The 25527-nt window shown below is 68.2% G+C and carries 28 protein-coding genes; 11 read left to right on the plus strand and 17 right to left on the minus strand.

The features are described from left to right. Positions 1-1116 carry a mannose-1-phosphate guanylyltransferase gene (locus ACIQTX_RS14820; RefSeq protein WP_402973376.1) on the minus strand — a complete coding sequence of 372 codons (1116 nt, stop codon included), beginning with the start codon at positions 1114-1116 and terminating at the stop codon, positions 1-3. 158 nt (positions 1117-1274) lie between these two features. On the opposite strand from ACIQTX_RS14820, the gene sdhC reads away from it, so the two are divergent. The 6 genes from sdhC (at position 1275) to ACIQTX_RS14850 (ending at position 6939) form a co-directional block, all read left to right on the plus strand. Then, positions 1275-1709 (plus strand): succinate dehydrogenase, cytochrome b556 subunit, encoded by a 435-nt coding sequence (sdhC, locus tag ACIQTX_RS14825; protein WP_072591539.1) that lies wholly within the window; start codon positions 1275-1277, stop codon positions 1707-1709. After that, positions 1709-2158, plus strand: a complete 450-nt coding sequence (locus tag ACIQTX_RS14830; protein WP_028503500.1) for a succinate dehydrogenase hydrophobic membrane anchor subunit — start codon at positions 1709-1711, stop codon at positions 2156-2158. Before sdhC ends, ACIQTX_RS14830 begins: the two co-directional genes overlap by 1 nt. 17 nt (positions 2159-2175) lie before the next feature. Further along, entirely contained in the window at positions 2176-4002 is a 1827-nt protein-coding gene (sdhA, locus tag ACIQTX_RS14835) for a succinate dehydrogenase flavoprotein subunit (RefSeq protein WP_028503499.1), read from the plus strand. A 2-nt stretch (positions 4003-4004) separates the two neighbouring features. Further along, positions 4005-4772 (plus strand): succinate dehydrogenase iron-sulfur subunit, encoded by a 768-nt coding sequence (locus tag ACIQTX_RS14840; RefSeq protein ID WP_028503498.1) that lies wholly within the window; start codon positions 4005-4007, stop codon positions 4770-4772. A 108-nt stretch (positions 4773-4880) separates the two neighbouring features. Next, entirely contained in the window at positions 4881-6089 is a 1209-nt protein-coding gene (locus tag ACIQTX_RS14845) for a YhjD/YihY/BrkB family envelope integrity protein (RefSeq protein ID WP_402973382.1), read from the plus strand. Between the two features lie 10 nt (positions 6090-6099). Next, on the plus strand, positions 6100-6939 hold the full coding sequence (locus ACIQTX_RS14850) for an exodeoxyribonuclease III (protein WP_402973385.1): 840 nt from the start codon (positions 6100-6102) through the stop codon (positions 6937-6939). 5 nt (positions 6940-6944) lie between these two features. Here the strand turns inward: ACIQTX_RS14850 and ACIQTX_RS14855 are convergent, their stop codons facing one another. The 3 genes from ACIQTX_RS14855 to ACIQTX_RS14865 are packed head-to-tail and all read right to left on the minus strand — an operon-like array spanning position 6945 to position 8943. Continuing rightward, positions 6945-7622: a DUF4166 domain-containing protein gene (locus tag ACIQTX_RS14855; protein WP_402973388.1), complete on the minus strand. Its 678-nt coding sequence runs from the start codon at positions 7620-7622 to the stop codon at positions 6945-6947. Then, the gene (locus tag ACIQTX_RS14860) at positions 7619-8302 is read right to left on the minus strand and encodes a DUF4166 domain-containing protein (protein WP_402973391.1); all 684 of its coding nucleotides are present in this window, start codon (positions 8300-8302) and stop codon (positions 7619-7621) included. The genes ACIQTX_RS14855 and ACIQTX_RS14860 overlap by 4 nt, the downstream gene beginning before the upstream one ends. Next, positions 8299-8943: an SRPBCC family protein gene (locus ACIQTX_RS14865; RefSeq protein ID WP_402973394.1), complete on the minus strand. Its 645-nt coding sequence runs from the start codon at positions 8941-8943 to the stop codon at positions 8299-8301. The genes ACIQTX_RS14860 and ACIQTX_RS14865 overlap by 4 nt, the downstream gene beginning before the upstream one ends. A 45-nt stretch (positions 8944-8988) precedes the next feature. On the opposite strand from ACIQTX_RS14865, the gene trpS reads away from it, so the two are divergent. Both trpS and ACIQTX_RS14875 read left to right on the plus strand, forming a co-directional pair. Beyond that, positions 8989-9993: a tryptophan--tRNA ligase gene (trpS, locus tag ACIQTX_RS14870; protein WP_402973397.1), complete on the plus strand. Its 1005-nt coding sequence runs from the start codon at positions 8989-8991 to the stop codon at positions 9991-9993. Between the two features lie 268 nt (positions 9994-10261). Further along, positions 10262-10807, plus strand: coding sequence for a hypothetical protein (locus tag ACIQTX_RS14875; protein WP_402973400.1), 546 nt, complete (start codon positions 10262-10264; stop codon positions 10805-10807). A gap of 33 nt (positions 10808-10840) precedes the next feature. Here the strand turns inward: ACIQTX_RS14875 and pth are convergent, their stop codons facing one another. Both pth and ACIQTX_RS14885 read right to left on the minus strand, forming a co-directional pair. Beyond that, complete coding sequence (gene pth, locus ACIQTX_RS14880; RefSeq protein ID WP_402973403.1) at positions 10841-11422, minus strand: aminoacyl-tRNA hydrolase; 582 nt, start codon at positions 11420-11422, stop codon at positions 10841-10843. Positions 11423-11521: 99 nt separating this feature from the next. After that, positions 11522-12121: a 50S ribosomal protein L25/general stress protein Ctc gene (locus tag ACIQTX_RS14885; RefSeq protein ID WP_028503491.1), complete on the minus strand. Its 600-nt coding sequence runs from the start codon at positions 12119-12121 to the stop codon at positions 11522-11524. Between the two features lie 222 nt (positions 12122-12343). Between ACIQTX_RS14885 and ACIQTX_RS14890 the strand changes: the two genes are divergently transcribed. Then, positions 12344-12469, plus strand: a complete 126-nt coding sequence (locus tag ACIQTX_RS14890; protein WP_258131316.1) for a hypothetical protein — start codon at positions 12344-12346, stop codon at positions 12467-12469. Positions 12470-12486: 17 nt separating this feature from the next. Here ACIQTX_RS14890 and ACIQTX_RS14895 read toward each other — a convergent pair whose 3' ends face one another. From ACIQTX_RS14895 to ACIQTX_RS14925, 7 genes are all read right to left on the minus strand, one after another. Continuing rightward, complete coding sequence (locus tag ACIQTX_RS14895) at positions 12487-12981, minus strand: gluconokinase (RefSeq protein WP_402973407.1); 495 nt, start codon at positions 12979-12981, stop codon at positions 12487-12489. Continuing rightward, positions 12978-14015, minus strand: a complete 1038-nt coding sequence (locus tag ACIQTX_RS14900) for a zinc-binding dehydrogenase (protein WP_402973410.1) — start codon at positions 14013-14015, stop codon at positions 12978-12980. Before ACIQTX_RS14900 ends, ACIQTX_RS14895 begins: the two co-directional genes overlap by 4 nt. A gap of 16 nt (positions 14016-14031) precedes the next feature. Next, a complete protein-coding gene (locus ACIQTX_RS14905) occupies positions 14032-14763 on the minus strand; it encodes a fumarylacetoacetate hydrolase family protein (protein ID WP_402973413.1) in 732 nt (243 codons plus the stop codon). Next, complete coding sequence (locus tag ACIQTX_RS14910; RefSeq protein WP_402973416.1) at positions 14763-15548, minus strand: SDR family oxidoreductase; 786 nt, start codon at positions 15546-15548, stop codon at positions 14763-14765. Before ACIQTX_RS14910 ends, ACIQTX_RS14905 begins: the two co-directional genes overlap by 1 nt. Further along, positions 15545-16963: an MFS transporter gene (locus ACIQTX_RS14915; protein WP_402973419.1), complete on the minus strand. Its 1419-nt coding sequence runs from the start codon at positions 16961-16963 to the stop codon at positions 15545-15547. The genes ACIQTX_RS14910 and ACIQTX_RS14915 overlap by 4 nt, the downstream gene beginning before the upstream one ends. Before the next feature lie 152 nt (positions 16964-17115). Beyond that, complete coding sequence (locus tag ACIQTX_RS14920; protein WP_402973422.1) at positions 17116-17904, minus strand: IclR family transcriptional regulator; 789 nt, start codon at positions 17902-17904, stop codon at positions 17116-17118. A 55-nt stretch (positions 17905-17959) separates the two neighbouring features. Then, a complete protein-coding gene (locus ACIQTX_RS14925; protein WP_402973425.1) occupies positions 17960-19018 on the minus strand; it encodes a D-2-hydroxyacid dehydrogenase in 1059 nt (352 codons plus the stop codon). A gap of 99 nt (positions 19019-19117) precedes the next feature. Here ACIQTX_RS14925 and ACIQTX_RS14930 point away from each other — a divergent pair, with 99 nt between their 5' ends. Both ACIQTX_RS14930 and gndA read left to right on the plus strand, forming a co-directional pair. Then, positions 19118-20008: an NAD(P)-dependent oxidoreductase gene (locus ACIQTX_RS14930; RefSeq protein WP_402973428.1), complete on the plus strand. Its 891-nt coding sequence runs from the start codon at positions 19118-19120 to the stop codon at positions 20006-20008. 56 nt (positions 20009-20064) lie between these two features. Beyond that, positions 20065-21519 (plus strand): NADP-dependent phosphogluconate dehydrogenase, encoded by a 1455-nt coding sequence (gndA, locus tag ACIQTX_RS14935; protein WP_028503482.1) that lies wholly within the window; start codon positions 20065-20067, stop codon positions 21517-21519. Between the two features lie 75 nt (positions 21520-21594). On the opposite strand, the gene ACIQTX_RS14940 is transcribed toward gndA, so the two are convergent. From ACIQTX_RS14940 to ACIQTX_RS14955, 4 genes are all read right to left on the minus strand, one after another. Continuing rightward, a complete protein-coding gene (locus tag ACIQTX_RS14940; protein ID WP_402973430.1) occupies positions 21595-22320 on the minus strand; it encodes an ABC transporter ATP-binding protein in 726 nt (241 codons plus the stop codon). A gap of 73 nt (positions 22321-22393) precedes the next feature. Next, positions 22394-23854, minus strand: a complete 1461-nt coding sequence (locus ACIQTX_RS14945) for an ABC transporter permease (protein ID WP_402973433.1) — start codon at positions 23852-23854, stop codon at positions 22394-22396. 103 nt (positions 23855-23957) lie between these two features. Then, a complete protein-coding gene (locus ACIQTX_RS14950; protein ID WP_402973435.1) occupies positions 23958-24602 on the minus strand; it encodes a bifunctional 4-hydroxy-2-oxoglutarate aldolase/2-dehydro-3-deoxy-phosphogluconate aldolase in 645 nt (214 codons plus the stop codon). Next, positions 24599-25507, minus strand: a complete 909-nt coding sequence (locus tag ACIQTX_RS14955; protein WP_402973438.1) for an SMP-30/gluconolactonase/LRE family protein — start codon at positions 25505-25507, stop codon at positions 24599-24601. Before ACIQTX_RS14955 ends, ACIQTX_RS14950 begins: the two co-directional genes overlap by 4 nt. Positions 25508-25527: the final 20 nt, after the last annotated feature.

The following is a 25527-nucleotide window of genomic DNA, read 5'->3' on the forward strand; positions in this document are numbered from 1 at the left end:
TCAGAGCACGTCTCCGCGACCGGACAACTTGAGCGACTCCACGACGCCCTTCACCCTCTGCGCGTGCTCCACCGTGGTGACCAGCAGAGCGTCGGGAGTGTCGACCACGACGATGTCCTTCACCCCCACCAGGCTGATGACGCGTGAGGTCTGACTGACGAGGATCCCGCTCGCGCCGTCCGTGAGGACCCGCGCGTTCGGACCCAGCACCGCGAGGTCGTTCTTGCGGCCGTTGTTGATGAGCTTGGTCAGCGATGCGAAATCGCCCACATCGTCCCAATCGAAATGACCGGGCACCACGGCGAGGCGTCCTCGGCGTGCGGCGGGTTCGGCGACCGCGTAGTCGATCGCGATCTTCTTCAGGCGCGGCCAGATCCGGTCGACCGCCGGCCCACGCCGCTCGCGATCATCCCAGGCCTCGGCCAGCTCGAGCAGCCCGGCGTGCAGCTCAGGCTCGTTGGCGGACAGCTCGTCCAGCAGCACGCTCGCCTTGGCGATGAACATGCCCGCGTTCCAGAGGTACCCGCGATCCGCGATGTACTCCTTCGCCGTCTCCAGGTCGGGCTTCTCGACGAAGGTCTCGACGAGGGCGGCCTCGCGTGCGCCGTCTACCACGAGCTCAGGGCCCATCTTTATGTAGCCGAAGCCGATCGCAGGTTCTGTCGGCGTGATGCCGATCGTGCAGATGTATCCCTCGCGCGCCACCTCCACCGCGTCGCGCACCGCGAACTCGAAGACCCGCGTGCTGCGGATCACGTGGTCGGCGCTGAACGAACCGATGATCACATCGGGGTCACGACGGTGCAGGATCGCGGCGGCGAGTCCGATCGCGGCTGCGGACTCGCGCGGCTCCGACTCGAGGAACACGTTCAGATCGGCGATGCCGGGAAGCTCCCCCTCGACCGCGGCACGATGGGCGCGCCCGGTGACCACCGCGATTCGATCAGGGCCCGCAAGCGGTACGAGGCGGTCCCAGGTGTCACGCAGCAGCGAGTGGCCCGAGCCGGTCAGATCATGCAGGAACTTCGGTGCGTCAGCGCGCGAGAGCGGCCACAACCTGCTGCCGATGCCGCCGGCGGGAATCACTGCGTAGAAATCCTTGATGGGTGCGCTCACCCTGCCAGGGTAGCCGCATGGAACGTCTCGACATCGAGATACTTAGGCTCCCCTTCGTCGCTCCCAGTGATCTGACAGGAATAGGATGGACACCGATCGGGCGTGCCTGACAAGCGCAGCGCACGCGACCGAGTCACATCGATCCAGGGAGGACGACCGTGTCCACAAGCGCCCGCTTGACACCGTCGATTTCGGAAACCACGTCCAAGACCCCCCGCGGCACCCTCTATCGGGGTCGCGAAGGCATGTGGTCGTGGGTGCTTCACCGCATCACCGGAGTCGCCATCTTCTTCTTCCTGTTGGTGCACGTGCTCGACACTGCACTGATCAGGGTGTCGCCGGAGGCGTACAACGCCGTCATCGGCACGTACAAGAATCCGATCATGGCCCTCGGTGAGGTCGTGCTCGTGGCCGGCATCGTGTTCCACGCGATGAACGGCCTGCGCATCATCGCCGTCGACTTCTGGTCGAAGGGTGCCAAGTACCAGCGTCAGCTGTTCTGGGGCGTCCTGCTGGTGTGGGGCATCATCATGGCCGGCTTCGTGCCCCGCCACCTGATGCTCGCGTTCGCCGGATTCGGAGGGGGACACTGATGTCCGCGCAGACCATCGCCGCCGCCCCCGTACGCCGCCGCCGCGGAGTCAACCTCGAGAAGTGGGGCTGGATCTTCATGCGCGTCTCGGGCGTCGTGCTCGTCGTGCTGATCTTCGGCCACCTCTTCGTGAACCTGATGGTCGGCGAAGGCATCCACGCCCTCGACTTCGCATTCATCGCCGGCAAGTTCGCCACGCCGTTCTGGCAGTGGTGGGACGTGCTGATGCTGTGGCTCGCACTCATCCACGGCGCGAACGGCATGCGCACCATCGTGAACGACTACGTGACGAACAGGACGGCGCGCAAGGCGCTGGTCTGGGCGCTCGGGCTGGCCGCCGGCCTGCTCATCATCCTCGGCACGCTCGTCGTCTTCACGTTCGACCCGTGCCTGGGTGTGACCCCGGACAGCGTCCTGTGGTCCGAATGCGCCGCGATCGTCGGGAACTAGAAGAAGGCATACGAGAAGTGACTACCGAGACGCAGGATTCCGTCGTCCGTGACGGCGTGCACTACCACCAGTTCGACATCGTGATCGTGGGTGCCGGCGGTGCCGGCATGCGCGCCGCGATCGAAGCCGGCCCCGGCGCGAAGACCGCCGTGATCTCCAAGCTGTACCCCACGCGCTCCCACACGGGTGCTGCCCAGGGCGGCATGGCGGCGGCGCTTGCCAACGTCGAGGAAGACAGCTGGGAGTGGCACACCTTCGACACCGTCAAGGGCGGCGACTACCTCGTCGACCAGGACGCGGCCGAGATCCTCGCGAAGGAGGCCATCGAAGCGGTCATCGACCTCGAGAACATGGGCCTCCCCTTCAACCGCACGCCCGAGGGGAAGATCGACCAGCGTCGCTTCGGCGGGCACACGGCAGAGCACGGCAAGACCCCGGTCCGTCGCGCCTGCTACGCCGCCGACCGCACCGGCCACATGATCCTGCAGACGCTGTTCCAGAACTGCGTCAAGCTCGGCATCAACTTCTTCAACGAGTTCTACGTGCTCGACCTGCTGACGGTGAAGGATGCCGACGGCAAGACACAAGTGTCCGGCGTCGTCGCCTACGACCTGTCGACCGGCGAACTGCACGTGTTCCAGGCCAAGGCCGTGATCTTCGCGACCGGCGGCTTCGGCAAGATCTTCAAGACCACCTCGAACGCGCACACCCTCACGGGTGACGGCGTCGGCATCGTCTGGCGCAAGGGCCTCCCCCTCGAGGACCTGGAGTTCTTCCAGTTCCACCCGACCGGCCTCGCCGGCCTCGGCATCCTCCTCACCGAGGGAGCGCGAGGCGAGGGCGCGATCCTGCGCAACGCCTCCGGTGAGCGCTTCATGGAGCGCTACGCCCCCACCATCAAGGACCTCGCCCCTCGTGACATCGTCGCGCGCTGCATGGTGCAAGAGGTCGCCGAAGGCCGAGGTGCGGGCCCGCACAAGGACTACGTGCTGCTGGACTGCACGCACCTGGGCGCAGAGGTCCTCGAGACCAAGCTCCCGGACATCACCGAGTTCGCACGCACGTATCTGGGCGTCGACCCGGTCGTCGAGCCCGTCCCGGTGATGCCGACCGCCCACTACGCGATGGGCGGCATCCCGACCAACAACAACGGCGAGGTGCTCGCAGACAACGACACGATCGTCCCCGGCCTCTACGCCGCCGGCGAGTGCGCGTGCGTCTCGGTGCACGGCGCCAACCGCCTCGGCACGAACTCGCTGCTCGACATCAACGTGTTCGGCAAGCGCAGTGGCCGCAACGCCGTGGAGTACGTCAAGACCGCCGAGTTCGTCCCGCTTCCCGAGAACCCGGCCGCATTCGTGTCCGACATGCTCGAGGGCCTGCGCAACAACCAGGGCACCGAGCGCATCGCCGTGCTGCGCAAGACGCTGCAGGACGAGATGGACAAGGGCGCGCAGGTCTTCCGCACGCACGACTCCCTCCAGCACGTTCTCGGTGTCATCGCCGAACTGCGCGAGCGCTACAAGAACATCCACGTCGACGACAAGGGTCAGCGCTTCAACACCGACCTGCTCGAGGCCGTGGAGTTGGGCTTCCTGCTCGACATCGCCGAGGTCGTCGTCTACGCCGCGCAGAACCGCGAGGAGAGCCGCGGTGGCCACATGCGCGACGACTTCCCCAAGCGCGACGACGAGAACTACATGCAGCACACCATGGCCTACCTGACCGGTGACGCCCACTCCTCCGACCCGGGCGACCACATCAAGCTCGGTTGGAAGCCGGTGGTGTTCACGAAGAACGAGCAGGGCGAGTTGAACTACCCGCCGATGGAGAGGAAGTACTGAGCATGTCCACCGCCATCGCAGAGTCACCTGCCGACACGACCGAAGAGACCGCGATCCAGTCCTTCATCGTCACCTTCAACATCCGCCGGTTCAACCCGGAGGTCGACTCCGAGCCGCACTGGGTCGACTACGACGTGGAGCTCTACTCCACCGACCGTGTGCTCGACGCCCTGCACAAGATCAAGTGGGAGGTCGACGGCTCGCTGACCTTCCGCCGCTCCTGTGCGCACGGCATCTGCGGCTCCGACGCCATGCGCATCAACGGCCGCAACCGCCTCGCCTGCAAGACGCTGATCAAGGACCTCGACATCTCGAAGCCGATCTACGTCGAGGCGATCAAGGGTCTGCCGCTCGAGAAGGACCTCGTCGTCGACATGGAGCCGTTCTTCGCCTCCTACCGCGAGGTGCAGCCTTTCCTCGTCGCCAGCTCCGTACCGGAGAAGGGCAAGGAGCGCGTCCAGACCATCGCCGACCGCGAGATCTTCGACGACACCACCAAGTGCATCCTCTGCGCCGCGTGCACCTCGTCGTGCCCCGTGTTCTGGACCGACGGCCAGTACTTCGGCCCGGCGGCGATCGTCAACGCGCACCGCTTCATCTTCGACTCGCGCGACGACAACGCGGCTGTCCGCCTCGACATCCTCAACGACAAGGAAGGCGTGTGGCGCTGCCGCACCACCTTCAACTGCTCCGAGGCCTGCCCTCGCGGCATCGAGGTGACCAAGGCGATCGCCGAGGTCAAGCAGGCGATCCTGCGCGGCCGTCCCTGACGCCCAGTTCAGGCATTCGTATGAGAACAGGCGGTTCCCTTCCGGGACCGCCTGTTCTCGTATGTGTGCCTGCTCTCGCCCGCTCCATCGCTTGGATAGGGTGGGGACGTGGCTGATCCCGATGGCTCCGCGACCGAGTCCGGTCGCCTCGATGCGGCCGTCGAACGTGCGACGGCGCTGACGCAACGCACGCTCGGACTGTTCCCCGTCCGCGTCTGGCGTCACTTCCTGCAGCACAACGGCTTCCTCCTCGCTGCAGGGGTGAGCTATCAGGCACTCTTCGCCATCTTCGCTGCGATCTACCTCGCCTTCGCCATCGCGGGCCTCTGGCTCGGCGGCAGCGAAGAAGCCGTGAACGGCCTGATTGCGGTCATCAACAGCTACATCCCCAATCTGATCCAGGAGAGCGGCGGAGTCGTCACGCCTGAGCAGGTACAGGAGATCGCCGCGAGCACCACCGGGGTTCTGAGCGTCACCGGCCTGATCGCCCTCGGCACCGTGATCTGGACCGCGATCGGCTGGGTCACGTTCTCGCGCCGTGCGGTCAGGGACATCTTCGGCCTGCCGCCCGACCGCCGCAGCTACGTGATCCTGAAGGCCCGCGATCTGCTCGCAGCATTGATCTTCGGCGTCTCCCTCATCGTGGGCTCGATCCTCAGCTCCGCGAGCGCCGGGGTGCTGAGTTGGGTTCTCAGTCTGCTCGGCTGGGAGTCCGATTCCAGCGGAGTGAACATCAGCATCCAGATCGGCACCGTCCTGGTCTCGTTCGCGATCATGTCGGCGGCCCTCGCCGCCATGGTCCGGTTCCTCACGGGAACGTCGCTGCGGTGGCGCACCATCTGGCCCGGGGCCCTCCTCGGTGGTGGCGCGATGACCATCCTGCAGTTCGGCGCAGGATTCCTGCTGAGCTACACCCCCTCCAACCCACTGCTCGCCACCTTCGCGATCTTCATCGGTCTGCTGCTCTGGTTCCGCCTCAACGGCATCGTGATGCTGGTGGCCTCGTCGTGGATCGCCGTCGCGGCGAAGGACCGCGATCTCCCCCTGCTTCAGCAGACTGAGGCCGAGCGCCGGATCGCCGAGTATCAGACCCTGCTGACCGCGGCACGCATCCGTGTGCGCGAGGCCCATGCCGCGCGCGAGAGCGCGCCCTGGTACCGCGCGTGGGCTGCAGGACGCGCCGTGCGAGACGCGGAGGAGGAGCTCGCCGGCCTCGAGGCATCGCCTCCCCCGCCTGCCGATACGAGCACACCGCTCGCACAGCGTCTGCTCACGGAACTGCACCGACCGGGACGGGATGTCGGCGGCGCTCGTTAGGCTTGTGGGCATGCCCCATCTGCGTATCGCCACGGTCAATGTCAACGGAATCCGAGCGGCGGCTCGCAACGGGATGAGTTCCTGGCTGGATGACGCCGGCGTCGACATCCTCACCCTCCAGGAGGTCCGCGGGCAGGACGAGCACCTCGAGGCCGCGCTGCCCGGCTGGTCGTTCGTGCACGACGAGGCCACAGCGAAAGGCCGTGCCGGAGTCGCCATCGCGAGCCGCACGCCGGCGCTGGCTTCGCGCACCGACTTCGGCCCAGAGGACTTCGATTCCAAGGGTCGTTGGATCGAGGCCGACTACCTGATCGGCGACCGCCCGCTCACCGTCGTGAGTGCGTACGTGCACTCGGGCGAGGCCGACACCCCGAAGCAGGACGAGAAGTGGAAGTTCCTCGACGCGTTCGGCACGAGATTGGGAGAACTCCGTGCCGATGGCGCACTCGCGCTCGTGACCGGCGACCTCAACGTCGGACACCGCGAGCTCGACATCAAGAACTGGCGAGGCAACCGCAAGAAGGCCGGCTTCCTCCCCCGCGAGCGTGCCTACTTCGATCGGTTCCTCGGCGAAGAGGGGGCAGAGGTCTCCGGTGTCGACGGCACCGTGGGCACCGGCCTCGGTTGGATCGATGTGGGCCGGAAGTTCCACGGCGAGATCGATGGCCCGTACACCTGGTGGTCCATGCGGGGTCAGGCATTCGACAACGACTCCGGATGGCGCATCGACTACCACCTCGCGACCCCGGCGCTCGCCGAGCGCGTCGAGACCTATCACGTCGCCCGCGCGGCGGCCTACGACCAGCGCTGGAGCGACCACGCCCCCGTGGTCGTCGACTACCGGTACTGAGTCGACTACTGGTACTGATCAGAGTTGGCGTCACCCGCGTCAGCGGCAGTTACGCCTGAGTCGGGGCCGTCCGCATAGCGGTACCACCCGCGATACTCCAGGACCTTTCCGAGAACGGGGCTCGTCGCGCGCATCTCGATGGTGCGTCGATGACGGGCCTCATCCCAGCCGTCGACGAGCTCGACGTCGATGCGAAGGATGCCGCGAAGTGCGATCCGCCGCCGGCCCACACGCAGCGCGACGGCGAGGGTGCGCATCCGCATCGCACCCTCGTCGGTCACCGTGCACTCCTCGAGCATCTGCACCCGGCCACGGGCACCCAGTGAGTTCTGGACGATGCCGGGACGCCCGGTCGCGAAGAGTCGATCGGTGACGTGCTGGGGTCCGCCCGGGAAGCGGAACTCGCGAACGGTGGCGAGTGTCGCCCGTCCCGACCGTGATCTGCCGGACATGGTCTCGATCCGGAACGGCACGTCCCGTGCGAACCCGGTCACGAGCAGCCCTGGGCCGACCACCGGGGACGCGAGCCCTGCGAGGCGCCCGAACCTGCTGCCCGCGACCGCGAACACGCCGTCTGCGCTGTCGCGCTCCGCCTCGACGCGCATCTGGGCGAGGATCTCGGGGTGAAGCCTCGCCGCTTCCTCCCCCAGCGCCTCGAGGAAGGCCGCTCCGCGGACGGTCACTCCCGGATCTCCTCGCGATACGGCTTCACGGTTTCCGGTGCCGGCCCGTCGACGAACTCGCACGTGAACGCGCCCCGATAGCCGAACAGGAACCCGAAGATGTCGTTGTGGATCTCGAGGTCGATCAGATACCGCTCCTGCTCGTCGTCGTAGCGCTCGATGAGCCGCGCGCGTCCGCTGAACACCATCGGGAAACGGAAGGCGATCCGACCCTCGTAGAAGCGCTGAGCGCCGGAGGTGAGCAGGAGTCCCCCGTCGTCGGTGACGGCGAGGTCGAGGTCGACGGCGAGGTGCTGGTGGGTGCCCAGGTAGTCGACAACCCGCCGGCGTGCATCGCTGTAGATCATCGTCGCGTCGAAACGTCGGCGGCGGCCGGGGCGCACGTCCATCGTCCGCACGAACGTCACGGTCTCGCGACCGAAGTCGTCGACGTAGGCGTGGTTGTCGATCCGGAACGGCACATCCCGCCCGCGCTCGGGGAACAGGATGTTGCGAAACGTCCCGATCAGCAGGAACGGCAGAGTCCACCACGGCCCCCGGCGCACCTGCGTCATCACCCCGCGTCCGATGCACCCGTACCCGGCGTCCACGCCGACCCCGAAGCGGCGCTGCAGTTGCGGATGGAGCCGTGCGAAGTCGTCTCCGAGCGCACGCTCGAAGATGCCGTTTCCCGTCGTCATGCGATCCCTTCGAGCGATTCCGGTGCGTCCTCCATGATCGTGCGGCCCGTGCGCCCGAGCGGCCGGGAGAGGCAGTTCCTGGCGCGAGGCCGGTATCCTCGGCGCAACGACCGCCAACCGCTGGTGTCCTCCGGCACGATCCCCTCCTCGGCCCACAACCGCAGACGGTCGAAGCTTCGCGCCGTGAGCCACCAGATGAAGCGTCGGGTGATCACCGGATCGACCAGCCGCCCGAGCCATCCCCATCCTGGGGTGTAGTCGTAACCGGTGAGGAACCGTACGCCGTCGGACGTCGGCACGTAGCGCCAATAGCCGCGCCCTGTGCCCAGCGGCGAGAACGCGTCGTCCGTGTCGAAGAGCAGCGCAGAGGTGCGCTCCCCCGTGCTGCTCTCCTTCGTGGCGAGCGAGACACCGGTTCCGCGGATGGTGTGCACCACCAGATCGAGCTCGTAGCGGAAATCCTGCGCGCCGTCTGCTCTGGTGCGCTGCGGCACGATGTCGCTGAAGCGCGCATCCCAGCGCGCGTGCGAAGCCGGGTCCTGGGTGAGCCGCCACACCTCGTCGAGGGGCGCCCTGATGAGGATCTCGACGTAGAGGGCCCGATCCCCTCGCGTCCGTGAGCGAGGGGAAGGGGAGGCCATGCGCCCATCGTAGGGGCAGGGCACTCACCCCATAGGATTGATCCCGTGACGAAACCTCGCCTTTACTCCGGAATGCAGCCATCCGCCGACTCCCTCCAGATCGGCAACTACATCGGCGCGCTGCTCCAGTGGCGGGATCTGCAGAGCTCCTACGATGCCTACTTCTCGGTCGTCGACCTGCACGCCATCACGGTCTCCCAGGACCCGGCAGAGCTTCGCGAGAAGACGCGCCGCACGGCAGCGCAGTACATCGCCGCCGGCATCGAGCCCTCGCTGTCGACGCTGTACGTGCAGTCGCACGTGCGCGCACACGCCGAGCTCGCCTGGATCCTCAGCACCATCACCGGCTTCGGCGAGGCCAGCCGGATGACGCAGTTCAAGGACAAGTCGACCCGTTACGGGGCCGATGCGACGAGCGTCGGACTGTTCACCTACCCGGTGCTCATGGCCGCCGACATCCTGCTCTATCAGACCGACGTCGTGCCGGTGGGCGACGACCAGAAGCAGCACGTCGAGCTCACACGAGATCTCGCCGAGCGCTTCAACTCGCGTTTCGGCGAGACCTTCACCGTGCCGATGCCGGTCATCCAGAAGGCGACCGCTCGCATCTACGACCTGCAGAACCCGACCGCCAAGATGTCGAAGTCGTCAGAGAGCGACGCCGGCGTGCTGTGGATGCTCGACGATCCGGCGAAGTCCGCGAAGAAGGTCATGCGGGCGGTCACCGACAACGAGGGCTCGGTGCGCTTCGACCGGGAGACCAAGCCCGGCGTCTCGAACCTGCTCACGATCTACGCAGCGCTCACCGGGCGGCAGGTCGCCTCGATCGAGGACGAGTACGCGGGTCGAGGATACGGCGACTTCAAGAAGGGTCTCGCCGAGGTCGTCGTGGACGAGTTCGAGCCGGTGCGGACGCGTGCGCTCGAGCTGCTCGACGATCCCGCCGAACTCGACCGCATCCTGGCCGAGAACGCCGGTCGCGCCGACGCCGTCGCCGACGCGACCCTGTCGGACGTGTACGACCGCGTGGGCCTGCTCCGCCGCGTCTGAGCCTCGCCTTAGGATGGGGGTCGTGACTGATCCGCAGCTGCCTCCCCCGTCCGGCGACGTGACACCCGAAGCACCGGTGCCACCCGCGACATCGGCGCCGTCAGCGCCCGCGACACCGTCCGGCGCTGTTCCGCCTCCCCCGGCATTCCCTGCGCCGCAGACATCCCCGGCTCCACCGACCTTCCCGGCACCGTCGGTCGCACCAGTCCCCCCGACAGGCCAGACGCTTCCCGCAGCACCCATCCACCCAGCAGCGCCTGCGTATCCGGTGGCACCGGCATATCCGACAGCACCGGGGTATCCGACAGCACCGGGGTATCCGACAGCGGCTCCCGCCTCCGGGTATCAGGCAGCGCCTCCCGGGGCCTACCAGGTTCCCGTCGGCGGCTACGCCGCACCCACCGGCGCCTATGCGGTTCCCGACACCACGACACCGCGATCCGGCTTCCTGGGAACACTCGCGTTGATCCTCGCGCTCATCGCCGCAGTCGTGACCCCGATCATCGCGGGGATCAGCGCCTTCGCGATCGGGCGTCTCCTCCCGCAGGGGGCCACGACCAGCACCAGCGATCTCAGCATCCTCTCCCCCGCACGCGATCAGGTGCTGTGGGCGGAGCTCTCCTTCTGGACGGGGACGATCCTCGGCATCGCCGCGATCGTGATCGGTATCATCGCGATCCGTAAGAAGCAGGGTCGCGGCGCCGGTATCGCCGCCCTCGTGGTGGCCGTGCTCGCCGTGATGATCTTCTTCGTGGTCCTCGTCATCGCCCTGGGCGCGGGGAGCGCCGCCGGTTTCGCAGGCTACACCGCCTGATCGAGGCGATCAGTCAGAGCGCCCGCGCCCGCATCAACGCGGCGCGTGATGCTTCTGTTGAGCTGCGAGCAGACCTTCGCCGACGAGAAGTTCGACCGCGTCGGCGGCATCAGCGATGAGGATCGGCAGATTCGGCCGCTCATCTTTGCCGAACGGCGCGAGCACCCAGTCCGCGGGATCCTGACGCCCGATGGGACGCCCGATGCCCACCCGCACACGCGGGAAGTCGGCCGTGCCCAGGGCGCGCGCGACATCGCGAACGCCATTGTGTCCGCCGTGTCCGCCGCCTGTCTTGAGCTTGACCGTGTCGAACGGGATGTCGAGCTCGTCGTGCACGACGACGACTTGCTCGGCGGGCACCGAATAGAACCGTGCGAGCGCTGCTACCGGCGTGCCCGAGACGTTCATGAACGTGTTCGGCTTGGCCAGCACCAGTTTGTCCGCGCCGGGGCGCAGCCAGGTCTCGACCACGCGCGCACCACCCTTGTGCTCACGGAACGCCTCGCCCCGCCGCGTCGCGATCTCGTCGACCACCATCTGGCCGATGTTGTGCCGCGTCGCCTCGTACCGCGGGCCGGGGTTACCGAGCCCCACCACGAGCCAAGTCGATGCCATGTCGTCGTCCTCTCACTGCCCGGGCGCAGGGACTCGGTCAGGATACGACAGAGGGGACGCGATCGGATCGCGTCCCCTCTGTGATGAATCAGTCGGAGATCACTCCGCGGCGGCCTCTTCGACTGCCTCGGTCGCGGCCTCAGCGTCATCCTCGGTGGGTGCTGCCGGGACGGACACCGCGACGACGAGCACCTCGGGGTCGGAGAGCAGCGTGGAGCCCTTGGGGAGCACGACGTCGGCGGCGGTGATGTGCGCGCCCTCTTCGAGTCCCTCGACCGAGACCTCGATGTTCTGCGGGATGTGCGTGGCCTCGGCCTCGATCGACAGCGTGGTCGCGTCGAGGTTCACGATGGTGCCGGAGGCGGACTCGCCGGTGACGATGATCGGGACGTCGATGGCGACCTTCTCACCCTTCTTCACCACGAGCAGGTCGATGTGCTCGATGATCTGGTGCACCGGGTCACGCTGGACGTCCTTGACGAGGGCGAGCTGGCCCTTGCCCTCGATGTCGAGCTCCAGCAGCGCGTTGGCGCGACGGATGATGAGCGAGACCTGGTGGCCCGGCAGCGCGACGTGCACCGGCTCGGTGCCGTGGCCGTAGATGACGGCGGGGATCTTGCCGGCAGCGCGGAGGCGGCGGGCGAAGCCCTTGCCGAAGCTCTCGCGGAGCTCGGCCTGGACCTTGGTGTCTTCAGACATGGGGTTCTCCTTCGGGGCACGCAGCGAATGGGCCGCGCGGTGGTCTTGGAATTTTCGAACTCGCTGACGCGTGAGGAAAGCCACCGGGCTTGCTTCGCCGCGTCGATTACGGATGTTCGCGCACGCGCAGAAGCATCCCTCGCCGAGGTACAGCCTCAATGGTACCGGATGACCCGGTAAGCTGAGGACACCGGTCCTTTTCTGCAGAACACGGAGAACCCCATGCTCGACGGCGCCTTCCTCTCGCACGCACTCCTCTGGCTGATCGGTGCCATGTCGGTGTGCGCCGTCGTCGGCAGCCTCGGCGCTCTCTTCTCCATGGGCCGCTCGGGCTACCGCAAGGACTGACGTCCGCCTTCCACGACTCAGCGCGGTAGTCGCGCCGCCGTGACGATGACGGCTGAGGCCGTCTGCACATCCGCCGACTCGTCGACGCGGATCCCGTATTCGTCGGCTTCGAGCGACTCGAGTGTCTGCAACTGGGAGTCCAGGAGTGCAGCGGGCATGAAGTGATCGGCGCGCACCCGCATCCGTTCCTCGAGCACCGCCCGTCCGATCGCGAGCTCTGCGAAGAACGTCTCGGGCGCCTCGGTCCTGATGAGGTCGCGATAGCTGCGCCGGAGCGCCGAGCATGCGATGACGATCTGCTCCTCCTCCTGCAACGTCTTCCCGACGAGACGCAGCCAGGGCTGCCGATCCGTGTCGTCCAAGGGGATGCCGGCCGCCATCTTGCGCACGTTCGCGGCAGGATGCAGATCATCGCCGTCGACGAATCGGGCGCCGAGGGTCTCGGCGAGGAACGCGCCCACCGTCGACTTGCCTGAGCCGCTCGGGCCCATCACGACGATGCGCACACTCACTCCTCCAGGCCGAAGTCGATGAGCACCTTGCAGGAACTCGCAGGGTCGGCGGCCAGGGCGAAGGCCTCGAGCGCATCATCCACCGGCAGCACCTGGCTGATGATACCTCTGACGTCGAGGCTGCCATCGGCGAGGGCGGCGATCGCGTCGTCGAACTCCGCGCCGAAGCGGAACGACCCCCGCAGCGTGAGCTCGCGGGTGATGGCGGTGGCCATGGGAGCGGGCACCTCTCCCCCGCGCTGGAGCCCGAGCAGTACGACCGTGCCGCCTCGCACCGCCGCCGAGATCGCTGCCACGAGGCCGGGCACTGTCCCACTCGATTCGATGACGACATCGGCGTGCAGGTCGGAGATCTCCGCCTCAGCCCGTGCATCGATCACTCGGATACCGCGTGCGGCGGCGATGTCGCGCGGCCGCTGCTGCAGATCGGTGACGGTCACGGAAGACGCGCCGCCGCGTTGCGCAACGGCAGCGACGAGCTGGCCGATGGGACCTGCACCGATGACGACGACGCTTCGTCCCTTCACGTCGCCGGCACGCTGCAGACCATGCCACGCGACGGCTGCCGGCTCGGCGAGCGCCGCGGTCTTCAAGTCGAGTCCGGCGGGAAGCGGATGCAGCAGACGCGATGGCAGCGCGACTCGACGCGCGAAAGCTCCCTGGGTGTGGGGCAGATGCATCGCGGAACCGAGGTAGGTGGAGGCGGGAGCGAGGTTCGGATGCTCCTCGGGCCACGGCGTGCGACCGTCGCCGTGCGCCGTGAGGGGATGCACGGCCACGGGGGTGCCGACGTCAGGGCCGGACCCGTCTGCGGCGGCGATGGCGACGACACCCGAGACCTCGTGACCGAGGATCATCGGCTCACGCAGCACCGAGGCGCCCACGGCCCCGTGCCGCCAGTAGTGCAGGTCGGACCCGCAGATGCCGCCGTAGGCGATGGCCACGACGGCCTCGTCGATTCTGGGCGCAGGGGCACCGATGTCTTCGATCCGCAGATCTTCGGCAGCATGCGCCACCACGGCGAGGTTGTTCACCGCGCTCCTTCCTCGGTCACACGAAAGCGGTGACCAGCTCGATTCCAGCCACCCTGACCGCCACGCGCTGCCCCGGTCGCACCGCTGCCTGCGAGTGCGGGGCGCCGGTCATGACGACGTCTCCTGGGCCGAGCGGGGACCACCCGGCGACGTACGCCAGGCACTCCCTGATCGGCATCGGCAGCTCACGGCTTCCGGTCTCGGCGACGAGATGCCCATCGACCTCCACCTCGAGGCTCACCTCGTCGATCCCTGCCGCGGTGTCGATCCAGGGGCCGAGCGGAGTGTAGCCTTCCCCCGATTTCGACTCGAAGTTGCGCGGATCGAATTCGGCGCGCTCCGGGCTCGAGAGATCGTTCACGGCAGTGACGCCGAGCACGTACTCGTGCGCGTTCGATGCCGTCAGCCCGTGGGTGGGGCGTCCGATCACGACCGCGATCTCCCCCTCGGCGACCTGTCCGCCGGCGTCGCGACGCAGGAGGACCTCCGAGCCGCTGCCGATCACGGTCCGAGGGCTCTTGAGCCAGGCCTGAACGGGCGAGGCGTGCCCCGGACCGTTCTGGGCGATGCCGATGATGACGACGGGGTCGACCGGCGCGATGGCCGCGCCCTCGATGACCTCCCCCACATCGTGCGGGGCCTGCCCCTGAGCGAAGGCGACGAAGGGGTCGGAGATCGGGACCAGCCCGCCAGCTGCCTGACGGACCCAGCGAGGACCGTCGGCCGAAGCGATGCGCCCGAGCCGCATCAGACGACCGCCGTCATGCCGCCGTCGACGAACAGGGTCTGCCCGTTCACGAAATCGCTCGCGCCGCTGGCGAGGAACAGCAGCGCACCGACCAGATCCCGAGTGTCTCCCCATCGGCCGGCCGGGGTGCGCCCGCGGACCCACGCCGAGAACCCCTCGTCGGCGACGAGGGCCTGCGTGAGCTCGGTCGCGAAGTAGCCGGGAGCGATCGCGTTCGCCTGGATGCCGTGCGGGGCGAGGTCGGCGCACAGCCCCTTCGTGAACATCATGATCGCGCCCTTGGTGGCCGAGTACGCAGCGATCGAGGGACGGGCGAGCTGCGACTGCACGCTGCCGATCTGGATGATCTTGCCCGAACCCCGGGTGATCATGCCTGCGGCGATCCGGCGGGACAGCCGGAATACGCTGGCGAGGTTCGTCTGTACGAGCACATCCCAGTCTTCGTCGGTGAACTCCGCGATCGGCGCCCGGCGCTGGACTCCCGCGTTGTTCACGAGGATGTCCGGTGTACCGACCAGAGCCTCGACCTCGCGCATCCCGGCGTCGACCGCCGCGGAGTCGGTGACGTCGAAAACGACGCTGCGGACGGTGGCGCCGGTGGTCTGAGCGATCTCGGTCGCCGCTGCGTGCGCCTTCGCCGCATCCCGCCCGTGCACGATCACGGTCGCGCCGGCGCCGGCGAGGCCTTCCGCGAGCGTCCTGCCGATGCCCTGGCTCGATCCGGTCACGAGCGCCGTGCGCCCGGTCAGGTCGAAGGCGGCCAGCCCCGCCGGCAGCGCGGTCATCGACCGACGGCCTTGATCGACACGGTGGTGGCGAACACATCGTCGCCGCCCTCGGCGCGAGAGACCTTGATCGCGTCGTCGACGCGGGTGAGGTCACGGCGAAGGGTCTCGGGGGCCAGGAACGTCGAGGCGACCGTGATGAGGGCGAGCACGGCCATGTAGATGGCCAGGAGCACCCAGTTGCCGCCGCTCACCGCGATCAGATATGCGCCGAGGACACCGGCGAGACCACCGGCGAGCACAGCGGAGATCTCGCGAGCCATCGCCACCCCGAGATAGCGGTGACGGTTGCCGAAGAGCTCGGGGAGCATGGCGCACTGCGGGCCGAGCATGCTGTTCACGGCGACCCCGATTCCGATCGCGATCACGCCGATGGCGATGGCGTAGTTGCCGAGCGAGAGCAGCCACCAGGCGGGGAACGTGTAGACGAGCATGAAGACCGCCCCGAAGCGGTACACCGTGCGGCGTCCGAAGCGGTCGGAGAGGTGTCCGGTGAACGGCACCGAGAAGACGCCGATCAGCGACCCGAGGGTGACGCCCCACGTGAGCAGGCTCTTGTCGGCGTTCTCGCCGACGACCGTGACGAAGAACGCCAGTCCCAGCGTCTGGAACATGTACGACCCGCCGTTCTCGGCCATCCGCAGCCCCACACCGACGATCACGCCGGGCAGCCCGTGCGTGAAGATCTCCTTGATCGGGCGGTCGGCCACCTGCTCGTGCTTCTCGAGCTCGACGAACGTCGGCGTCTCACGCAGCCGCATCCGGATGAACAGGGCGAGGAGGATGAGTGCGAACGAAGCGAGGAACGGCACGCGCCAGCCCCAGCTCAGCAGCTGGTCCTCGGGGAGCAGCGTGATCAGGCCGAAGACGATGGCGGCGAGCAGCGTGCCCGCCTGGATGCCGACGAACGGCAGAGCGGAGAAGAAGCCGCGACGCTTGACCGGTGCATACTCGGCCATCAGCACCGTCGCCCCCGCCTGCTCGGCACCGGCGCCGAAGCCCTGCAGGAGACGCATCAGCACCAGCAGGATCGGTGCCCACACGCCGATCGCGGCGTAGGTGGGCAGGAGGCCGATCGCTGTCGAGGCACCACCCATCAGCACGATGGTCGCGACCAGGACCCACTTGCGACCGAGCTTGTCGCCGAGCACTCCGAAGAAGAGACCGCCGAACGGGCGCGCGAGGAAGCCGACGCCGAAGGTCGCGAATGCGGCGACCGTGGCCATCGCCGGGTCGTCCTGCGGGAAGAAGAGGACGTTGAAGATCAGCGCCGTCGAGAGGCCGTAGAGCGCGAAGTCGAAGTACTCCAGTGCGCTGCCGATGCTCGACGCGAGTGTCGCGCGGCGCAGATTCGCCGCGTATTCCGGGTCATCGGACACTGCACGGGCTGAGGTGCGGGGGTCGGTCACTGCCATCTCCTTCGATCGGCTTCGCCTGCGGCGTGACCCTGACTTTACCAGCCTGTTGGATTGCGTTCAACCCTTTGGACGCATTTCAACGCGTCTCGGGTGCGCACAGGAAACCGCCCCCTCCCCGCAAGGGGCGGCGGGCGGACGGACGAGAGGAGTCAGCGCCGAACGGCGGAGCTGAAGGGATTCGTCAGCGCGGCGGCGGCTTCACGCAGAGCCTCGCCGACGCGCTCGATGCGCTCGTAGTCGGCCTCGGCAGCACGGATGGCGACGCCGAGGGCGAGCGGCGGATCGGTCGGAGCCCAGCCCTCCAGAGGCACCGCGACACCGACGATGCCGCGGAAGGACTCCTCCGCATCGAGCGCCCACCCGCGGCGACGGGCCGTGGCCAGAACCTCGAGGAGCCCGGCCATCGTGGTCGCGCTGCGCTCGGTCAACTGCGGGAAGACAGCATCCTCACCGAGAAGCTCCACGACCTCCGCATCGCTCATCGCGGCAAGGAGCGCGCGTCCCGTCGCCGACAGCGGCGCGGGAAGCCGCGAGCCCAACGGGGTGCCCAGCCGCAGCGAGCGCGAGCCCTCGTGCCTCGCGAGGTACAGCGCATCCGAGCCGTCGAGCATCGCGACCTGGACGAGCTCGGAAGCCAGCTGCGGCGAGGCCTCGCAGACGCTGTAGAACTCGCGCACCTGGTTGAACTGCGCAGCGAACGCGCCGCCCAGTTCCGCCGTGCGCACTCCGAGGCGATAGCCCTGTGCGGTGCGATCGACCATGCCGCCCGCTTCGAGCGCGAGGCACAGGTTCGCGGTCGACGACTTCGCCAGCCCCAGATCTCCCGCGAGCTCGGTGAGGGTGCGCGGACCGCCCGCCTCGGCGAGGATGCCGAGCAGGCGGATGCTCCGGGTCACGGCCGGCGCAGGGTCGCGTCCTTCGCGGGTGTCGTCATCCATGGCCGAGCCTTCCGCCATCGGGGAGTCGTGCAGGCAACCGCTGCCTGCACGACGATCAGTAGAACTCGACCGTATCGACCACGGCGGTCAGCGGCTGACCATCGAGCAGGCGCGCCGCGTTCTCGGCGAAGCGGCGGGCGATCCGCTCCTCCTCCTTAGAGCTCAGCGCCGCGGTGTGCGGGCTGACGAGCACGTTCGGGTGCGTCCACAGAGGCGAGGCATCGTCGAGCGGCTCCTGCTCGAACACGTCGAGGGCGGCGAAGGCCACGCGGCCGTCGTCGAGCGCACCGAGAAGGGCGCTCTCGTCGATCACGGTGCCGCGACCCACGTTGGTGATGATCGCTCCGGGCTTCACAGCCTCGAACACGTCGGCGCCGATCAGATGGTGGGTCTTCGCCGTGCCGGGAAGCGTGACCACGATCGCATCGACGTGGGCCACCGCCTCGGTCAGCTCGTCCAGCGGCACCAGGCGGTCGACGCCCGCCACCGGCTCTCCCGAGCGCGTCGTGCCCCAGACCCTGGCGCCGAGCGCGTGGAAGCGCCGAGCGCATTCCGCGCCGATGCCGCCGAGGCCGATGACCAGCACGGTCATCTCATCGAGCTGACGCATCTCCCAGCGGTCAGGCCAAGTGCGAGTGCTCTGATCGGCGATGAGGTGTGGGAGGTTCTTCGCGCCCGCCATGACCCCGAACACCGCGAACTCCGCGAGCGGACCGCCGTGCACACCGGCACTCGTGGTGAACACGATGCGATCGAGGTCTTCGCGATCGAGACCGGCCGCCTTCACCGAGGATCCGCCGCCCGCAGCAGTCGTCATGACCCAACGCAGACGCGGGTTCGCTGACACGGTGCGAGCCAGTGCCGCGGCATCCACATCGGGGATCCCGAACAGCACGTCGGCGGAGTCGACCAGATCGTCGAACGCCTGCTGCTGGCTCGGAGTGCGGGCGTATTCCGGGTCGCCGGACCAGTCTGCGGGGCCGCGCATCGGGGGCATGAGCGAGTGATCGCGGAGCACCTCGACCCGAGGCTCGAGCTCCTCGATCAGTCGACACAGGTCTTCCGGCAGCGGTACCGCCACGACGGCGCGCAGCTTCTTCTCGGTCCCCGTCATACTGATCCCTTCCTCGGGAAGTCTTGGATGCCTCACCTTAGCCCAGATCCATTCCGCTGGACACTGTTCTATCTGTTGGATTATTGCTACCGTGTGCGCATGGACAACTCATCCGTCACCGTCGGCGCCGTGGGTCTGGGCGCGATGGGCCGCCCCATGGCCGACCACCTGCTCGCCGCACACGGCCGTCTCGTCATCCACGCGCGCCGCCCGCAGCCGGAGCTGCTGGCCGCCGGGGCCTCCTGGGCGGAGACACCACGCGAGCTCGCCTCCAGAGTAGACGTCCTGCTGATGATGCTGCCGGACCTCCCTCCGTTCGAAGCCATGCTCGACGGCCCCGACGGCCTGCTCGCCGACGCCGGCGACCTGCTCGTCCTCATCGGCTCGACATCGTCTGCACCTGCCGTCCGCACTCTCGCGGAGCGGGTGGGGGCACAGACGCGCGGACGCGTCAGGTTCGTGGACTGCCCGGTCTCGGGTGGCGAAGACGGAGCGAGCGCCGGAACCCTCTCGATCATGCTCGGCGGCGATCCGGATGATGCTGCCGTCGCGGCGGGAGTACTCGCTCCGTGCGGCACCCCCGTCCTTCTCGGCCCGCTCGGGGCAGGAGAAGTCGCCAAGGCCTGCAACCAGCTCGTGGTCTCCGCGACGATCATGGCGCTCGGCGAGGCCACGGTGCTCGCCGAGCGATCCGGCCTCGACCTCGACGCGCTGTGGTCGCTCCTGTCGGGTGGATACGCCGGATCGCGGCTGCTCGACAGTCGCCGCGAGAAGCTCGTCGCCGGCGACGACTCCCCCAGCGGCATCGCGCAGTACATGGTGAAGGACCTCGGCTTCGCGGCCGACATCGCCGACGCCACCGGAACGTCCCCCGTGCTGCTGCCCACTCTGCGGGCGGCGTTCGACGAGCTGGTCGCCGCCGGGCTCGGCGACCGCGACATCGCCGTGTCCCGACGCTTCATCGCCTCTCGTGACACAGGTGGCCACTGACCTCCCGTACAGCGATACGCTGAAACCACCCCTTCTTCACGATCGAGGAGCCTTCTGTGCCCGAAGCATCAGCGAACATCGGAGTCGTCGGACTCGCCGTCATGGGATCGAATCTCGCCCGCAACCTCGCCAGCCGCGAGGGAAACACGGTGGCGATCTTCAACCGCAGCTACGAGAAGACCCAGACTCTCCTCGACGAGCACCCCGAGGCCGGATTCGTCCCCGCCCACACCTACCAGGAGTTCGCCGACTCGCTGCAGAAGCCGCGAACCGCGATCATCATGGTCAAGGCCGGCGGCCCGACCGACGCCGTGATCAACTCGCTGGTCGAGGTGTTCGAGCCGGGCGACATCATCGTCGACGGCGGCAACGCGTACTTCCCCGACACCATCCGCCGCGAGAAGGCGGTCCGCGAGACCGGCATCAACTTCGTCGGCGCCGGCATCTCGGGCGGCGAAGAGGGCGCGCTGCTCGGCCCGTCGATCATGCCCGGCGGCTCGGACGAGTCGTGGATCACGCTCGGACCGATCCTGCGCTCGATCGCTGCGATCGCCGAGGGCGAGCCGTGCGTCACGCACGTCGGCCACGACGGCGCAGGCCACTTCGTCAAGATGGTGCACAACGGCATCGAGTACGCCGACATGCAGCTCATCGCCGAGGCCTACGACCTCATCCGCCGCGGCACCGGCAAGTCGCCTGCGGAGATCGCCGAGATCTTCGCTGAGTGGAACAAGGGCGAACTCGAGTCGTACCTGATCGAGATCACCGCCGAGGTGCTCCGCCAAGTGGATGCCGAGACCGGCAAGCCGCTCGTCGACGTGATCCTCGACCAGGCGGGCGCCAAGGGCACCGGGGCCTGGACCGTGCAGACCGCACTGTCGCTCGGCGTCCCCGTCTCCGGCATCGCCGAGGCGACCTTCGCCCGCTCGCTCTCCTCCCACCCCGAGCAGCGTGCCGTCGCCGGCGCCCTTCCCGGCCCCGACGAGGAGTTCACGGTCTCGGCCTCCGACACCGATCAGTTCATCGAGGACGTGCGCCTGGCTCTCTACGCGTCGAAGATCGTCGCCTACTCGCAGGGCTTCGACGAGATCCGCGCGGGTGCGGCCGAGTACGGCTGGAACATCGACCTCGGTGCGATCTCGAAGATCTGGCGCGGCGGCTGCATCATCCGCGCCCAGTTCCTCAACCGCATCGCCGACGCCTACGCCGCGACCCCCGACCTGCCCGTGCTGATGACCGCCCCGTACTTCGCCGAGGCGCTCACCCGTGGCCAGGCCTCGTGGCGCCGCGTCGTCGTGACCGCCGCACAGGCGGGCATCCCGGCTCCGGCGTTCTCTTCGTCGCTGTCGTACTACGACGGCATCCGCGCCGACCGTCTCCCCGCCGCCCTCGTGCAGGGACAGCGCGACTTCTTCGGTGCGCACACCTACAAGCGCATCGACAAGCCGGGCACCTTCCACACGCTGTGGTCGGGCGACCGCACCGAGATCGAGGCCGAAGACACGCACTGACGACTTGCCGTCGAAGGGCCGGGTACCGCGAGGTGCCCGGCCCTTCGTGCGTCACACGACGATGATCGTGCTCCCCTACTTCGTGATGTCCTGCACCACGCCCTTGGTGAGGCGCAGTCGACGTGTCGCACGCTGCGCCACCGCGGAGTCATGCGTCACCACGATGATCGTGATCCCCTCGGCGCACAGCGATTCGAGCAGCGTCAGGATCTCGTCGCGCATGCTCTCGTCGAGATTGCCTGTCGGCTCATCGGCGAGGAGCACGCGAGGCTTCTTGACGATGGCTCGTGCGATCGCGACGCGCTGCTGCTGGCCTCCGGAGAGTTCGGTGGGCAGATGGTCGCCCCTGTCGTCGAGGCCGACGTGGGCGAGAGCTTCGGCGACCCTGGTACGGCGCTCCGCCGTGTCGACTCCGAGAGGCTCGAGCGCCATGTCGACGTTCTGCGTCGCGGTGAGAGTCGGGATCAAGTTGAACCCCTGGAACACGAACCCGATCTCCTCCGCCCTGATGCGGCCGAGCTCCTTCGCCGACGCCGATGCGAGTTCTCTGCCGTCCAGCAGGAGCGACCCGGTCGATGGGGTGTCGAGAGCGCCGAGCAACTGCAGCAGGGTCGACTTCCCTCCTCCGGTCGGGCCCTGGATCGTGACGAACTCGCCGGGCATGATGTCGAGGTCCACGCCCATCAGCGCCTTCACGATGCGCCCCTTCTGGGCGTAGGTCCTGGTGACGCCCGCAACACGATAGAGCGGCTGCTCGTTCTCGGTCCGCGGCGCCGTCTGCTCGAGATCTGCCATGGTCATGTGCTTCTCCTTCTCGTGGAATGTCGGGTTCAGTCGGTTCTGCTCGTGCGGGCAGCGCTCATGCGGGCAGCGCTCATGCGACCGAGCGCAGTGCTTCCGCCGGGCTCAGGCGCGCGGCACGCCAGCCGCCGAACGCACCGGCGACCAGACCACCGAGCACCGCGAGGCCGACGGCCGTCACCAGGACCCAGGGTGTGAACGGCGCCTGCAGGACGATGTCTGCGGCCTGTTGGCTCTGGAACATCGCGCCACCGCCGGTGGGGCCGCCGCCCATACCGCCGGGGCCTACGCCCTGACCTGCGCCGCTCACGGCGACAGTGGGCCTCAGGACATTGATCAGCACGATGCCGGCGATGCCGAGACCGAGGCCGACCGCTCCCCCGATGAGTCCCTGCACCATCGACTCTCCGGCGACCTGACGCACGACCCGGCCATTGGACCAGCCGATCGCCTTGAGCGTTCCGAACTCCCTCGTGCGACGCCCGACGCCGGACAGCGTGAGCAGCACCGAGAGCAGCACAGCTACGGCGAGCACGATGATCGAGAGCCACGTGCCGAGGTTCGTGATCAGCGTGGTCGCGCTGGAGAGGGAACCCGAGACGGTCGAGGCGAGCTCGGACTGCGAGGTCACCGTCGCGTCGGGGAGCTCGTCGGCCAGCGCGGACTGCACCGCGTCGATCGAGTCGGCCGAATCAGCCTGCACGTAGACGGTGGAGATGACGTCGTCCACTCCGGCGAGCGTCTGCGCGGTGCTCAGCGGCAGATAGACGTTCGCGGCCGTGTCCGCACTGTCCGAGGTCGAGCCGAGGATGCCGACGACCTCGACATCGGAGCCGGCGACATCGATCGTGTCTCCCACCGCGATCTCGTTCGTACCGGCGTAGGTGCTGTCGACGAGGGCGACGAGCGCTTCGGCGTCATCAGCATCGAACCCGCGGCCGTCCGTCACCTCGGCTGACGCGAGTGGACCGACCGAGGTTGCTGCGGGGTCGATCCCGAGCACCGAGAAGGAGTCGACTCCGAAGGAGCCTCCGCCGCCCTGTCCACCCTCCGGTGGCGACTGTCCTTCCTCGGGAGCGGCCGGCTGCTCGCCGTCCTGCTGCGCGAATCCGCCGCTGGGCACCTCGCCGGAGAATGTGGAATTCGTGAGGCTCAATGCCCCGGATGCTGCCGCTACGCCGTCCGTGGCGGCGACGGTGTCGAGCACCGAGGAGTCGAGCGTGCCGCGCAGGAAGTCGGTCCGCAGTGTGGACTGTGCGAGCGTGGTGGTCTCGCCGTCGCTCTCGCCCGCATCCGCGTCGAAGTCGAAGCGCGGCCCCTCGCCCTGGCCGGGCTCGGCGGCCGCGCCCGTCACGGTGAGATCGGTGCCGACCCCGTAGACGGAGGCGAGAGCCTGCGCCTGCGCATCGCGCACTCCTGCGGTGAGGGCGTTGACGACGATCACGAGGGCGATCGCGATCGCCAGCCCGATCGCGACGATCACCGTCTGCTTCTTGCGGCCGGCGAGTTCGCGCCGCAGATATGTTCCGTACATCTCTCTCCTTCCGCCGCGGCCATCGCGGGGCGAGATCGACGTTAGGAATCGCGCATATGCGGGATCGAGGGACCGGTGATGAGAGACCTATGGAGTGGGCCGGTCAACCGGTCTGCACGGCCTGCACGAACGCCCTGGCGCGGATGGCGAGAGCCTCGAGGTCGCCGCCGGGGGTCGCGGCATCGCCGACGAGGGGTCCTCCCACTCCGATGCCGAAGGCGCCTGCGGAGAGGAACTCGCCCACGGTGTCGACGCTCACGCCTCCCACCGGGATGATCCGCGCCTGTGGGAAGGGATCTCGTACGGCGCGGATGAAGCCGGAGCCGAGTGCCGATGCCGGGAACAGCTTCACGGCCGCACTGCCGAGGTCGTGGCCCCGCTGGATCTCGGTGGGCGTGTAGACGCCCGGAAGCACGCCGATGCCCTGGCTGACCGCATAGGGGACGGAGGCGCTGAGGGTGGGCGTCACCATGAACTGCGCTCCGGCGGCGACCGCACGATCGACGTCTGCCTCGTCGAGCACCGTGCCGGCGCCGATCAGCGCCCCGGGCGGAGCATCCTGCACCACCTGGGCGATCGCCTCCTCCGCGTCCTGCAGGGTGAGTGCGATCTCGAGGGTGAGCACTCCCGTCTCCAGAAGCGTCCGTGCTGCAGCGATCGTGGCGTCGACGTCGGTCCCGCGGAGGATCGCGACGAGCCGCGTGCTGCGCAGCCGCTCCTGCAGCTGCGCGTTGTCGACGGTGCTCACAGCGCTGCCGCCTCTTCGCCGTCGACGATCGGCGCGCTGCCGCCCCAAGGGAAAGCGGGCGCGCCGCCGACATCGACCTGCACGCCGAGCAGTGCGCCGTCGGCGTCGGTGGGATCCGTCAGCCCGATGCTGGCCGTCGTGATCACGAGCAGTCGGTCGACGAGTGCCACGGCGGTGGGCCGCTTCGCCGGCAGGACGATCGTCTCGACGAGCTCACCCGCGGGCGAGTAGCGACGCACCTCGGACGCATCCCACACCGCGACCCAGAGCATGCCGTCGAGGTCGATCGCCATACCGTCGGGGTTGCCGCCCTCGACCCGGCACACGGTGCGGCGGTTCGAGAGCTCACCGTCGGGTGCCACGTCGAACGCCTCGATGCTGCGGTGCGGAAGCGTGTCGATGTAATACAGCGTCGTGCCCGTGCGATCGAAGGCGAGGCCGTTGGAGACGGTCACGCCGTCGAGGCGCGCGATCGGCTCCGCGTCTGGGCCGATGCTCCACAGCGTGCAGTGCGGGTCACGGGGCATCGATTGGCTGCCCACCCAGAAGCGCCCGGACGGGTCACCACCGCCGTCGTTCATGTAGTCGCCCGGCCCTGCGATGTCATCCGTGAGCGGGGTGACGACACCGTCGTCGCTCACGTGCACCACGCGGCGATCGACGCCGACGAGCCAGCCCGCCCGCGGCTGCGCGAGCGGGACCGGAGCGCCGATCTGCGCACCGACGACCACTGCGGCCTCAGGAACGAGCTTCCCCTGCTCGAACCGACCGCGGTGCAGAGACCCGGTGGCCATGTCGATCCAGGCGAGGCTCCCGTCGCGACCGTCCCAACGCGGCGACTCGGCCTGGACATATCGGGCGTCGGAGAGGATCTCGACGGTTCGGGCGGTCTGGGTGTGCGACATCCGGGTCATCCTTCGCTGGT

The organism is Microbacterium sp. NPDC090281, from assembly GCF_044769635.1.
In the GTDB taxonomy this organism is placed as follows: Bacteria; Actinomycetota; Actinomycetes; order Actinomycetales; family Microbacteriaceae; genus Microbacterium.

Bases quoted from the DNA above. Each gene is read 5' to 3' on its own strand.
- ACIQTX_RS14930 (WP_402973428.1), top strand. From the start codon at position 19,118: ATGGACAACTCATCCGTCACCGTCGGCGCCGTGGGTCTGGGCGCGATG.
- ACIQTX_RS14940 (WP_402973430.1), bottom strand. From the start codon at position 22,320: ATGACCATGGCAGATCTCGAGCAGACGGCGCCGCGGACCGAGAACGAG.
- ACIQTX_RS14910 (WP_402973416.1), bottom strand. From the start codon at position 15,548: ATGACCGCGCTGCCGGCGGGGCTGGCCGCCTTCGACCTGACCGGGCGC.
- ACIQTX_RS14830 (WP_028503500.1), top strand. From the start codon at position 1,709: ATGTCCGCGCAGACCATCGCCGCCGCCCCCGTACGCCGCCGCCGCGGA.
- ACIQTX_RS14860 (WP_402973391.1), bottom strand. From the start codon at position 8,302: ATGACGACGGGAAACGGCATCTTCGAGCGTGCGCTCGGAGACGACTTC.
- ACIQTX_RS14865 (WP_402973394.1), bottom strand. From the start codon at position 8,943: ATGGCCTCCCCTTCCCCTCGCTCACGGACGCGAGGGGATCGGGCCCTC.
- ACIQTX_RS14850 (WP_402973385.1), top strand. From the start codon at position 6,100: ATGCCCCATCTGCGTATCGCCACGGTCAATGTCAACGGAATCCGAGCG.
- pth (WP_402973403.1), bottom strand. From the start codon at position 11,422: ATGGCATCGACTTGGCTCGTGGTGGGGCTCGGTAACCCCGGCCCGCGG.
- ACIQTX_RS14920 (WP_402973422.1), bottom strand. From the start codon at position 17,904: ATGGATGACGACACCCGCGAAGGACGCGACCCTGCGCCGGCCGTGACC.
- ACIQTX_RS14885 (WP_028503491.1), bottom strand. From the start codon at position 12,121: ATGTCTGAAGACACCAAGGTCCAGGCCGAGCTCCGCGAGAGCTTCGGC.
- ACIQTX_RS14840 (WP_028503498.1), top strand. From the start codon at position 4,005: ATGTCCACCGCCATCGCAGAGTCACCTGCCGACACGACCGAAGAGACC.
- ACIQTX_RS14955 (WP_402973438.1), bottom strand. From the start codon at position 25,507: ATGTCGCACACCCAGACCGCCCGAACCGTCGAGATCCTCTCCGACGCC.
- ACIQTX_RS14915 (WP_402973419.1), bottom strand. From the start codon at position 16,963: ATGGCAGTGACCGACCCCCGCACCTCAGCCCGTGCAGTGTCCGATGAC.
- ACIQTX_RS14925 (WP_402973425.1), bottom strand. From the start codon at position 19,018: ATGACGGGGACCGAGAAGAAGCTGCGCGCCGTCGTGGCGGTACCGCTG.
- ACIQTX_RS14905 (WP_402973413.1), bottom strand. From the start codon at position 14,763: ATGCGGCTCGGGCGCATCGCTTCGGCCGACGGTCCTCGCTGGGTCCGT.
- ACIQTX_RS14945 (WP_402973433.1), bottom strand. From the start codon at position 23,854: ATGTACGGAACATATCTGCGGCGCGAACTCGCCGGCCGCAAGAAGCAG.
- ACIQTX_RS14890 (WP_258131316.1), top strand. From the start codon at position 12,344: ATGCTCGACGGCGCCTTCCTCTCGCACGCACTCCTCTGGCTGATCGGT.